This is a genomic window from Amycolatopsis balhimycina FH 1894 (assembly GCF_000384295.1).
Lineage (GTDB): Bacteria > Actinomycetota > Actinomycetes > Mycobacteriales > Pseudonocardiaceae > Amycolatopsis > Amycolatopsis balhimycina.
In genome coordinates, this window is the sequence record NZ_KB913037.1 from 5,547,722 (window position 1) to 5,559,271 (window position 11,550).

Here is an 11,550-nt window from a genome sequence, read left to right on the forward strand (position 1 = left end):
CGCGTTCCATGGCGGTTCCGACTACGGTGACTTCCTGATCGCAGGGATTAGGCTCGGAGCGTGACGCACACCGCCGACGCCCCCGAAGTGCTCTGGCGCCCCGAGCCGGGCCACGTTGCCGACACCAAGATCGTAGCCTTCCGCCGGTGGCTGCGCGCCGAGCGCGGCGTCGAGGTGGACGACTACCGCTCGCTGTGGGAGTTCTCGGTCGAGCGCGGCCCGGACTTCTGGGCGGCGGTCGCGGACTTCCTCGGCGTCCGCTGGCACGACCAGCCCGGTGAAGTGCTGTCGGGCGAGATGCCGGACGCCGTCTGGTTCGACGGCGGCACGCTCAACTACGCCGAGCACGCGCTCACTCCGGGCGTCGCGGGTGCCGCGAAGGGCGACGACGAGACGGCGGTGATCTTCCACCGCGAAGACGGCCTCGCGAGCCACCTGACGTACGGGCAGTTGCGCGCGCAGGTCGCCGCGGCCCGGGCGGCCTTCCTCGAACTGGGCGTCGGCAAGGGTGACCGGGTCGTCGCGCTGGCGCCGAACTGCCCGCAGACGCTGGTCGCGTTCCTCGCCGCGGCGAGCATCGGGGCGATCTGGTCGTCGTGCTCGCCGGACTTCGGCGTCCGCGCGGTCGCGGACAGGTTCGTCCAGATCGAGCCGAAGGTGCTCTTCGCGGTCAACGCCTACGCGTACAACGGCCGCCAGTTCGACATCCGGACGACGGTTGCCGACCTGCAGGCGAAGCTGCCATCGCCGGCCGCGACCGTGCTGGTCGAGTACGTCGGCGAGGGCCGGATGGACGGCGCCCTCGACTGGGCCGAGCTGCTCGCGAAGCACGAGGGCGCGCCGCTGCTGTTCGAGCCGGTCGAGTTCGCGCACCCGTTGTGGGTCCTGTACTCCTCGGGCACGACCGGCCTGCCGAAGGGCATCGTGCACGGCCACGGCGGCATCACGCTGGAGCACCTCAAGGCCCTCGCGCTGCAGACCGACCTCGGGCCCGGCGACCGGTTCTTCTGGTACAGCACCACCGGCTGGATGATGTGGAACTTCCTCATCTCCGGCCTGCTGGTCGGCACCACGATCGTGCTCTACGACGGCAGCCCGGGGTACCCGGACCTGAACGCGCTCTGGCACCTGGCCGAACAGCACCGCGTCACGTACTTCGGCACGTCGGCGCCGTTCATCCAGAGCTGCCTCAAGGCCGGGATCAAGCCCGCCGAGCGCTACGACCTGACGGCGTTGCGCGCGCTCGGCTCGACCGGCGCGCCGCTGAGTGTCGAGGGCTTCCGGTGGATCGTGAACGAGGTCGGGAAGAACGTACAGATCTGCTCGGTCTCCGGCGGGACCGACCTGTGCGCGGCGTTCGTCGCGTCGGCGCCCGACGTGCCGGTCTGGCTGGGGGAGTTGTCGTGCCCGGCACTGGGCGCCGCGGTCACCGCGTTCGACGAGGCCGGCCACGCCGTCGTCGAGGAGGTCGGCGAGCTGGTCATCACGAAGCCGATGCCGTCGATGCCGGTGTTCTTCTGGAACGACCCCGACGGCTCGCGGCTGCGGGAGGCGTACTTCGAGATGTACCCCGGGCTGTGGCGCCACGGGGACTGGATCCGGATCACGAACCGCGGCTCGGCGGTGATCTACGGCCGCAGCGACTCGACGCTCAACCGCGGCGGCGTCCGGATGGGCACGGCGGAGTTCTACCGGGTCGTCGAGGGCTACGACGAGATCGCGGACTCCCTGGTCGTGGACACCTCGGCCGCCGGGAACGAAGATGGTCAGCTGATCTGTTTCGTGGTGCTCGCAGGCGGCGTCGACCTCGAAGCCGTCGAACCGGCGCTGCGGAAGGAGCTCCGTAGCGCGCTGTCACCGCGGCATGTACCCGATCGGTTCGTCGTGGTTTCCGAGATACCTCGTACCTTGAACGGTAAGAAGTGTGAGGTACCGGTGAAGAAGATCCTCGCCGGTGTGGCTCCTGACCGGGCCGTCAGCCGCGACGCGCTGGCCAACCCGGCGGCGCTGACGCCGTTCGTGGAGCTCGCCGGGGGGTAGATGGGGGAAGCATGATCATCCACCGCGGGTTGCACAGGTGGTGACGGGGACACGCGCGCAGATCACCTGGAAGGTGGCGGGAGCCACCACCGTGGGGGTGATCACCTGGGTGACCCGTCTGGCCGGGCTGATGACGCTGGGGTCGATCCTGGTGCCGGCCGGGCGCCGCAGCCTGCGTGGGCACCTGGCCGAATGGCTCGAGCTGCCGCAGGAGGCGACGGTCGCGGCGGCGACCGTGGCGCTGGCCATGGGCGTCCTGCTGGTGATGCTGGCCGCGGGGCTCCGGCGCCGCAAGCGCCGGGCCTGGCAGCTGGCGGTCGGCGCGACGGTGCTGCTCACGATGTCGCACCTCGGGCTGAAGCACGTCTTCGGCGCCGGCGTGGTGTCGGTGGTGCTGCTGGTGGGCTTGATCGCGAGCCGGCGGTACTTCGTGGCGAAGCCGGACCCGGTGGTCGGGCGCTGGCAGGCGATGCGTGTGTTCGTCCAGCTGGCGATGGCCGGGTTCGTGATCAACCTCATCCTGCTGTCCGTGGCGTCGCGGGCGGTGCTGGAGCCGACGAGCTTCCCGGACCGGATCGCCGAGTCCGCGCTCGCGCTGGCCGGCGTCAGCGGGCCCGCGGTCTTCCGGCAGATGTGGCTGGAGGACATGACGGCGGCCGTCGGCCTGCTGTTCGGCCTCGCCGCGGTCCTGGTCGCGGCGTACTTCCTGCTGCGGTCGGCCGAGCCGGCCCCGCGCCTGACCGACGACGAGGTCGCCCGTCTCCGCAAGCTGCTGGACGAGCACGGCGAGCGGGACTCGCTCGGCTACTTCGCGTTGCGCCGGGACAAGTTCGCGGTGTTTTCGAAGACGGGCAAGGCCGCGGTCACCTACCGCGTGATCGCCGGGGTGGCGCTGTGCTCGGCCGACCCGCTCGGCGACCACGAGGCGTGGCCGGGCGCGATCGAGGAGTACCTGGACATCTGCCGCCGCAACGGCTGGACCCCGGCGGCGATGGGCGTCTCCGAGCTGGGCGCGACGGTCTGGGCCCGGTTCGGCCTGGAGGTCCTGGAAATCGGCGACGAAGCGGTCGTCGACGTCGACGGCTTCACCCTGGACGGCCGCGTGATGCGCGGCGTCCGCCAGGCCGCGGCCCGCACCAAGCGCGCGGGCTACAAGGTGCTGGTGCGCCGGGCCGAGGACCTGCGTCCCGGTGAACTGGCCGAGCTGGAGGTCCTGGCCGCGAACTGGCGCGGCACGGACACCGAGCGCGGCTTCTCGATGGCGCTGGGCCGCATGGGCGACCCCGGATCGGTGCTGGTGACGGCCGAACAGGGCGGCCGGGTCCGCGGGGTGCTCCAGTTCGTCCCGTGGGGCGCGACGGGCCTCTCCCTGGACGTGATGCGCCGCGACCGCACGGCCGACAACGGCGTCAACGAGCTGATGATCTCGGAGCTCCTCCTGGCGGCGGACCGCCACGGCGTCTCGCAGGTGTCGCTGAACTTCGCCGCGTTCCGCGCGTTGATGGAGCAAGGACAGCGCATCGGCGCCGGCCCGGTCGCCAAGTCGGCGGCGAAGGTGCTGCACTTCTTCTCGCGCTGGATCCAGATCGAGACGCTCTACCGCTTCAACGCGAAGTTCCAGCCACGCTGGGTGCCGAGGTACTTGGTGTACCCGGCGGTCCGCGAACTCCCTCGCGTCGGCATCGCGACGTTCGAGGCGGAGGGACTCGGAGGACGATCCCCGCGCCTGCTCAGACTGCTCCGGCGTGCGTGAGGGGGGTGCCGTTCCGGGGTGATCGGAGGGTGTGTAACCTATCTGAGCAGTGGTCGTTGGGCCCAGGAGGCTTCGCCTAGTCTGGTCTATGGCGCCGCACTGCTAATGCGGTTGGGGGTAACCCCCCCTCCCGGGTTCAAATCCCGGAGCCTCCGCTGGTACCCGGTTCGCCGGGTGCTAGGTTAGAGAACAACTGAACACGCGCCCGTAGCTCAGCTGGATAGAGCATCTGACTACGGATCAGAAGGTCAGGGGTTCGAATCCCTTCGGGCGCACGTCTGGTTGAGACGGCAAGAGGCCCCTCCGGTTCGCCGGAGGGGCCTCTTCTCTGTTCGCGGGCCGGTTGCTCTCACCGGCTCCTCCGGGTGGGCCACCGCACGGCCCCCGGATCTCCGGCGAACCGCAACGGTGATCGATTATCGGTTTCTCCCATTTCCCCGTCGAATTCCCGGCGTGGCGGAATCGGGACCTTCTCGACTGCAACACCGTCGCTCTCCGGCACGACTTGCTCTCTTGACGTGGCACGACGCCGCGGCGCAGAGGCTCGTTTCCGGAGGAGGCTCGAATACCATGCCTGGTTTCGATACCGGTCGCGATTTGTCCCGTGGGCCGGGTGAAACGGCGAATGGGGACGTGCACCTGCCCTTCCTGCACCGGCTCCCGCCGCCACTCCGGCGTGCCCTGGAACGCGTGGGCAGTGACCAGAAGTTCGCCGCCGGGGCCGACCTGATGCGAGCCGGCCACGCGACGAACTGGATCGGCGTCATCACCCGCGGGGTCGTCCGGGTCTGCGGGCACGACATCGCTTCGCAGCGGGTCATCGCGCACCGCCGCGACGGCGACCTGATCGGCGAGCTCGCCGCTTTCGGCCTGCAGCGGCGGTCCGCCACCGTGACCGCCGTGACGCCCGTGAGCGCACTGATCCTGCACCCGGCGCAGCTCGACCAGCTCATGAGCCGGTTCCCCGCGTTCCTCACCTTCGTGATCGGTGTGGTCGCCGAGCGGATGGTCGAGTCCGACCGCTACCGGATCGAGAGCGACACCGCGCCGGTGGTCAAGGTCGCCAGGGCGCTCGTCGGCGCGGCGCGCGAAAACGCTGCCGGCGCCGCGACCGTCCACATCGTGTCCCAAGAGGACTTCGGCTCGATCATCGGCACGTCCCGCAAGACCGTCGGCCGGGTGCTGGCGGACCTCCGCCGGAAGGAGCTGATCAGCACCCGCCGGGGTGTCGTCCAGCTCCACGACGTCCCGAAGCTCCGGGAGCTCGCTCGGCTGGATCACTAAACCGGCGTCTTGTGGGACACCGGAGGCACAAGCCCTTCGGCCGCATCGCCTCCCCGTGGTCGACTCCTCGGCGCCCGAACGGACGCAGCGAAGGAGACCCAGTGGACCAGTACCGAACGGAGCAGGTGGAGGACGACGAGCCCCCGGTGGGCGTACGCCTCGACGCCGGGGGCAACCAGACTGTTTCGAACTCCCAGCTCGCGGGCCGCGACATCACCAACGACCACAGCACCACGCACAACGACAATTCACGGCGGATGCGGATCGGCTTGGGCGGCCTGGTCCTGGTCCTGCTGTTCGGCGGGGGCGTCTTCGCCTACAACGCGCTCACCGGACCCGACGGAGCCATGTACGAGAAGGGGCTCGCCGGCGCGCAGCACACCGCCGAGCAGCTCCGGCAGGCGGAGATCGACCGCGATTCGGCGAACTGGTGCCTGCTCGCGTCGTCGAACGACTCGAAGACCTGCCACACCATGATGGGCCTGGCCTTCGCCTCCGGGAACTCGCTGCGCGCCAAGCTGACGGACGTCCGGCTCGGCACCGCGACCGGCGACGGCAACACCGCGTCGATCCCGATCTCGGCCGGTGGCTCGCAGCTCGGCATCGTGCCGATGCGGTGGGACGGGAAGCGGTGGGAACTGAACCCCGCCGCCTACGCGCTGATGCTGAACAACGGCGGCATGGCGATGTCCGCGCTCGAAACCCAGCATGGCTGCGGCGCGCTCGGCGGCTTCACGATCGGCTGCAAGAAGTGACCGCCGGCCAGTACCCCCTGCCCGCGACGCTGCTGGTCGCCGACCTGCGCGGGTTCGGGTCGCTGACCAATCCCGAGCAGCTGGCGGCCCGGTCCGCGCTCTACTCGCGGCTCGCCGTCTCCTTCGACGAAGGCGGCGTGCCGTGGGACGGGTGCGCGCACGAGGACCGGGGTGACGGCGTGCTCGTCGTCGTCCCGCCGGAGGTGCCGAAGCCCGTCCTGCTCGGGCCCGTGCTCGACCGGCTCGTCGACGCCCGCCGTTCCTGGCCGCGGCCCGTGCGGATCGCCGTGCACGCCGGCGATCTCCACCACGACGGGCTCGGGTTCGTCGGGAGCGACGTCAACCACGTCTTCCGGCTCGTCGAGGCGACGCCGCTGCGGGAGGCGCTCACCACGTCCGGGGCTCCGGCCGCCGTCCTGATCTCCGACGAGCTCTACCGCGGGACCGCCCGGCACGGCTACGGGCCGGGGCCGGCTCGCGGCTACTTCCCGGTGCCCGTCGCGGAGAAGGAAACCCGGGTGACGGCGTGGCTCACCATCCCCGGCGCCGACGCCGCCGCCGAGCGGATCGCCGAGCGGGCGCGGGCACCGCGGCGCCCGGCGCGGCCGGCCGGAGGCGTGGCGCTTTCGGCCGGCGGCGACCAGCACGTCACGAACTCGCTGCTGGCGGGGCGCTCGGTCACCGGCGCCCGCCGCCGTCGGCACTGAACCCCTTCCGGCAGAAAGGCCACGACCATGTCCACGACCTACCGCGGATCTCTCGCCCTGCGCATCCTTTCCGGTGTCCTCGCCGTCCTCCTGGCCCTCGCCGGCCTGGTGACGCGGGTGGTGACGAACACCGGCCTGCGCGTCTGCAACACCGTGATCGGCCAGATCGGCACCGAGCTCACGCATTCGACCCTGTGCGCCAAGGCCGAAACCTGGCACACCGTCGGCACCGTGGCGATGTGGGGCGGTGTCGCGCTCCTGGTGGGCACGCTGTTCTACGCCTACGTCCGGCCCCGGTCTTCCGCGAAGCCGGGCGGCGTCCCGCGTCAGGTGCGCCCCGGGCCCGACAAGGTGCTGCCCGGCTCCTGAGCGATCGAACCCCGAGAGGCCCTTCCGGTTCGCCGGAAGGGCCTCTCGGCCGGTGCCGGAGCGTAACTGGACTGGACCAGCCCGGGCCCCATGCCGAGCAGTGGTCTTGACCATTGATCACTCTTCGTGGTGACACTTCCCTCATTGGTCTGGACCACGTACCGTTTGCGCAAACGGCGCAAAACACCGCCCTGGTCCCCGCCGGTGGTGTGGGTTTCCGCCGTCCGATACCTGGCTCAAAGGAGAGCGATGTCCAGGAAGAGATGGCACCTCCTCGGTCTGTTCACCGCGGTCGGCGCGCTCGCGGTCGGGATCGTCACCGTGCCGGCGAGCGCCGCCGGTGGCGTCAGCGCCGCCTTCAGCAAGGGCTCCGACTGGGGCACCGGCTACGAAGGCAAGTACACGGTCAACAACGGCTCCGGGTCGACTCTCCCGTCGTGGACCGTCGAGTTCGATCTGCCGAGCGGCGCGAAGATCTCGTCGCTGTGGGACGGCAGCTACACCGCGTCCGGTCAGCACGTCACCGTCAAGAACACGTGGAACGGCAACGTCGCCAACGGCAGTAGCGCGAACTTCGGGTTCAACGTCGCCTACTCCGGTTCGTACGTCGCGCCGTCGAACTGCAAGCTGAACGGCGGCTCCTGCGACGCCGGCGGCGGCACACCGACCACCACGCCGACGACCCCGACGCAGCCGACCACGACCCCGACGACCCCCACCACCCCGACGACCACTCCGCCGCCCCCGCCGGGCGGGCTGAAGAACGTCGGCTACTTCGTGCAGTGGGGCGTCTACGGCCGCAACTACCACGTCAAGAACATCGAGACGTCCGGCTCGGCGAGCAAGCTGACCCACATCAACTACGCGTTCGGCAACGTGACGAACGGGCAGTGCTCGGCGAACGACGACCCGTACGCCGACTACCAGAAGACCTACGACGCCGCGGGCAGCGTCGACGGCGTCGCCGACACCTGGGACCAGCCGGTGGCCGGCAACTTCAACCAGCTGCGGAAGCTGAAGAAGCTGCACCCCGGCCTGAAGGTGATCTGGTCGTTCGGCGGCTGGACCTACTCCGGCGGCTTCGGCCAGGCCGCGCAGAACGCCGCCGCGTTCGCGCAGTCCTGCTACAACCTGCTCAAGGACCCGCGCTGGGCGGACATCTGGGACGGCATCGACATCGACTGGGAGTACCCCAACGCCTGCGGCCTGTCCTGCGACACCAGCGGCGCGGCGGCCTACAAGAACCTGATGGGCGCGCTGCGGGCGAAGTTCGGCTCGTCGTTCCTGATCACGTCGGCCATCACGGCGGACGGCAGCAGCGGCGGCAAGCTCGACGTCGCCGACTACGGCGGCGCCGCGCAGTACGTCAACTGGTACAACGTGATGTCCTACGACTACTTCGGCGCTTGGGCGGCGCAGGGCCCGACGGCTCCGCACTCGCCGCTGACGTCGTACTCCGGCATCCCGACGGCCGGCTTCTACTCCGACGCGGCGATCCAAAAACTCAAGAGCAAGGGTGTCCCGTCGAGCAAGCTGTTGCTGGGCATCGGGTTCTACGGCCGTGGCTGGACCGGCGTCACGCAGAGCACGCCGGGTGGCACGGCGACCGGCCCGGCGCCGGGCACGTACGAGCAGGGCATCGAGGACTACAAGGTCCTGAAGAACTCCTGCCCGTCGACCGGCACGATCGCCGGCACGGCGTACGCGAAGTGCGGCAGCAACTGGTGGAGCTACGACACCCCGTCGACCATCGGCGGGAAGATGTCCTACGCCAAGCAGCAGGGTCTCGGCGGCGCCTTCTTCTGGGAGCTGACCGGTGACACCACGGGCGGCGAGCTCATCACGGCGATGAAGAACGGCCTGTCATGAGGCGCGGGTGGCTGCCCGCACTCGGGCTGGCGGCCGCGGCCGCCACGATCGGCGCGATGCTCGTGATCGCCCCGGCCAGCGCGGCCGGCGGGGTCTCGGCGACCTTCAGCAAGGGCTCCGACTGGGGCACCGGCTACGAGGGCAAGTACACGATCGCCAACGGCTCGGGTTCGACGTTGCCCAGTTGGACGGTCGAATTCGATCTGCCGAGCGGCGCGAAGATCTCGTCGCTGTGGGACGGCAGCTACACGGCGTCCGGTCAGCACGTCACCGTCAAGAACACGTGGAACGGCAACGTCGCCAACGGCGGTAGCGCGAACTTCGGGTTCAACGTGGCGTACTCCGGTTCGTACGTCGCGCCGTCGAACTGCAAGCTCAACGGTGGGTCGTGTGCGGCCGGGGGGACACCTCCGACCACGACCACGCCGCCTGTGACGACGACGCCGCCGACCACGACGACACCGCCTCCGGCGGGTGGCCGCGGTGCGCCGTACCTGTACCTGGGCTGGGGCAACCCGCCGAACCCGCAGACGGTGATGAACGCGACCGGGATCAAGTGGTTCACCATGGCGTTCGTCAACGCCTCAGGTGGCTGCAACCCGGCGTGGGACAGCAGCCGTCCGCTGTCGGGCAGCGCGGACGCGAACGCGATCGCGCAGATCAAGGCGGCGGGTGGCCAGGTCATCCCGTCGTTCGGCGGCTGGAGCGGCACCAAGCTCGGCCCGGCCTGCTCGACGTCCGCCGCGCTCGCCGGTGCCTACCAGCAGGTGATCAACGCGTACGGGCTCAAGGCGATCGACATCGACATCGAGAACTCCGACGAGTTCGAGAACGAGGCCGTGCAGGACCGCATCCTGGGCGCGCTGAAGATCGTCAAGCAGAACAACCCGGGTATCCAGACGATCCTGACGTTCGGCACGTCGACGACCGGCCCGAACTACTACGGCAACCGGCTCATCGACCAGTCGAAGGCGCTGGGTGCCAACGTGGACATCTACACGATCATGCCGTTCGACTTCGGCGGCGGCGCGGACATGTACGCGAGCACGGTGAGCGCCGCGAACGGCCTGCGGGACAAGCTGAAATCGACGTTCGGGTGGAGCGACGCCACGGCGTACGGCCACCTGGGCATCTCGGGCATGAACGGCCTGTCCGACCAGCAGGAGCTGACGAGCTTGCCGGCCTGGACCCAGATCACGAACTGGGCCAAGACGAACAAGCTCGCCCGCCTGGCGTTCTGGTCGGTCAACCGCGACCGCGGCTGCCCCGGCGGCGGCGTGCAGTCGACCTGCAGTGGCATCGCGCAGAACGACTGGGACTTCACAAAGGTGACAGCAGGCTTCTGACTGGGCTTCTGACGTAGTCGAATGAAGGCCTCCTTGCCGGCTCCCCGGGCCGGCAAGGAGGCCTTTCGCGTCGTCAGAGTGTCTTGACGGCGTCCCCGATCGCCTGGTCGAGGATCTCCAAGCCGAGCGCGATCTCCTCTTCGGACGCCGTCAGCGGCGGGGCGATCCGGAACACCCCGCCCATCCCGGGCAGCTGCACGATGTTCATGTGCAGGCCCAGCTCGAGGCAGCGTTGCGTGACGTGCGCGCCCAGCGCGTCCGAACTGCGCTTGGTTTCGCGGTCCACGACCAGTTCCAGTCCGGCCAGCAGGCCGCGGCCGCGGATGTCGCCGACGACGTCGTGCCGGGAAGCGATCTCCTCCAGCCCCTTCCGCAGCAGAACGCCCAGCTCGACCGCGCGCTCGTCGAGCCGGTCGCGGACCAGTACGTCGAGGACGGTGTTGCCGACCGCCGCCGGCAGCGGGTCCGCCACGTGCGTCGTGAAGAACAGGAATCCGCGCTCGTGCGCCTCCTGCTCGATTTCGGCGCTGGTCAGCACGGCCGCCAGCGGCAACCCGGCGCCGAGTGTCTTCGACAGCGTCAGGATGTCGGGGACGACGCCGTCGCGCTCGAACGCGTACCAGTTCCCCGTGCGGCACAACCCGGTCTGGGCTTCGTCGAGGATCAGCAGCATCCCGCGTTCACGGCATTTCGCGGCCAGGGCGGCGAAGTAGCCGGGCGGCGGCTCGATGACGCCGCCGGAGCTGAGGATCGGCTCCACCAGGCACGCGGCCAGGCTGCCGACCGACTGCGCGTCGATCAGGTCGAAGCCGAAGTCGAGCTGGCGCCGCCAGTCGAGGTGGCCGCCGGCGTCGGTGAAGTCCGGCCGGTACGCGTTCGGCGCCGGGATGGCGAAGTTGCCGGGCGCGGCCGGCCCGTACCCGCGACGGCCGGCGCTGTAGGTGGCGCTCGCCGCGCCCTGCGTCATGCCGTGCCACGAGCGGGCGAAGGAGACGATCTCGTGCTTGCCGGTGACGAGCTTGGCCATCCGGACGGCGGCCTCGTTCGACTCGGCCCCGGTGGTCAGCAGCAACGCCTTCTCCAGCGGCGCCGGGAGTGTCCCGGCGAGCCGCCGCGCGAGGTCGACGACCGGGCGGCTCAGCATGCCGCTGAACAGGTGGTCGAGCTGCCCGACCTGCCGCCGGACGGTGGCGACGATCTCCGGGTGCGAGTGCCCGAGGATCGCGCTCATCTGCCCGGAGGTGAAGTCGAGGATCCGGCGGCCGTCCTCGGTGAAGACGAAACTGCCTTCGGCGTGGTCGATGATCTCGCGGGTGAAGGTGCCGCCGTAGCGCACGAGGTGCCGGTCGACGTCCGCCCAGAATTCCGCAGCCATGCCGTCGACGGTAAGGCCGCGTCGAGCGACACGTCCATCTCCGCGGCAGCAG

9 protein-coding genes and 2 tRNA genes are annotated in these 11,550 nt (G+C 69.9%); 10 read left to right on the top strand and 1 reads right to left on the bottom strand.

All coding sequences use genetic code 11. The annotated features are described in order from the left end of the window. The first annotated feature begins 60 nt into the window (after positions 1-60). The 10 genes from A3CE_RS0124975 (at position 61) to A3CE_RS0125020 (ending at position 10,123) form a co-directional block, all read left to right on the top strand. Positions 61-2,040 (top strand): acetoacetate--CoA ligase, encoded by a 1,980-nt coding sequence (locus A3CE_RS0124975; RefSeq protein ID WP_020642850.1) that lies wholly within the window; start codon positions 61-63, stop codon positions 2,038-2,040. A gap of 37 nt (positions 2,041-2,077) precedes the next feature. Continuing rightward, positions 2,078-3,793 carry a phosphatidylglycerol lysyltransferase domain-containing protein gene (locus A3CE_RS0124980; RefSeq protein ID WP_020642851.1) on the top strand — a complete coding sequence of 572 codons (1,716 nt, stop codon included), beginning with the start codon at positions 2,078-2,080 and terminating at the stop codon, positions 3,791-3,793. 65 nt (positions 3,794-3,858) lie between these two features. After that, positions 3,859-3,948, top strand: a tRNA-Ser gene (locus tag A3CE_RS0124985). A gap of 46 nt (positions 3,949-3,994) precedes the next feature. Beyond that, positions 3,995-4,068 (top strand) — tRNA-Arg (locus A3CE_RS0124990). A 358-nt stretch (positions 4,069-4,426) separates the two neighbouring features. Further along, a complete protein-coding gene (locus tag A3CE_RS53615) occupies positions 4,427-5,077 on the top strand; it encodes a Crp/Fnr family transcriptional regulator (protein WP_020642852.1) in 651 nt (216 codons plus the stop codon). A 101-nt stretch (positions 5,078-5,178) separates the two neighbouring features. Further along, complete coding sequence (locus tag A3CE_RS0125000; protein WP_020642853.1) at positions 5,179-5,832, top strand: hypothetical protein; 654 nt, start codon at positions 5,179-5,181, stop codon at positions 5,830-5,832. Further along, positions 5,829-6,539 carry a hypothetical protein gene (locus A3CE_RS51620; protein WP_020642854.1) on the top strand — a complete coding sequence of 237 codons (711 nt, stop codon included), beginning with the start codon at positions 5,829-5,831 and terminating at the stop codon, positions 6,537-6,539. The genes A3CE_RS0125000 and A3CE_RS51620 overlap by 4 nt, the downstream gene beginning before the upstream one ends. Before the next feature lie 27 nt (positions 6,540-6,566). Further along, entirely contained in the window at positions 6,567-6,908 is a 342-nt protein-coding gene (locus tag A3CE_RS0125010) for a hypothetical protein (RefSeq protein WP_020642855.1), read from the top strand. Positions 6,909-7,157: 249 nt separating this feature from the next. Further along, positions 7,158-8,777, top strand: a complete 1,620-nt coding sequence (locus A3CE_RS0125015; protein ID WP_020642856.1) for a glycosyl hydrolase family 18 protein — start codon at positions 7,158-7,160, stop codon at positions 8,775-8,777. Beyond that, on the top strand, positions 8,774-10,123 hold the full coding sequence (locus tag A3CE_RS0125020; protein WP_020642857.1) for a cellulose binding domain-containing protein: 1,350 nt from the start codon (positions 8,774-8,776) through the stop codon (positions 10,121-10,123). Before A3CE_RS0125015 ends, A3CE_RS0125020 begins: the two co-directional genes overlap by 4 nt. A 73-nt stretch (positions 10,124-10,196) precedes the next feature. On the opposite strand, the gene A3CE_RS0125025 is transcribed toward A3CE_RS0125020, so the two are convergent. Further along, the gene (locus A3CE_RS0125025) at positions 10,197-11,498 is read right to left on the bottom strand and encodes an aspartate aminotransferase family protein (RefSeq protein WP_020642858.1); all 1,302 of its coding nucleotides are present in this window, start codon (positions 11,496-11,498) and stop codon (positions 10,197-10,199) included. Positions 11,499-11,550: the final 52 nt, after the last annotated feature.

Excerpts from the sequence above, each read along its gene's own strand:
- A3CE_RS0125010 (WP_020642855.1), top strand. The coding sequence starts at position 6,567 with ATGTCCACGACCTACCGCGGATCTCTCGCCCTGCGCATCCTTTCCGGT.
- A3CE_RS0125015 (WP_020642856.1), top strand. The coding sequence starts at position 7,158 with ATGTCCAGGAAGAGATGGCACCTCCTCGGTCTGTTCACCGCGGTCGGC.
- A3CE_RS0125020 (WP_020642857.1), top strand. The coding sequence starts at position 8,774 with ATGAGGCGCGGGTGGCTGCCCGCACTCGGGCTGGCGGCCGCGGCCGCC.
- A3CE_RS0125025 (WP_020642858.1), bottom strand. The coding sequence starts at position 11,498 with ATGGCTGCGGAATTCTGGGCGGACGTCGACCGGCACCTCGTGCGCTAC.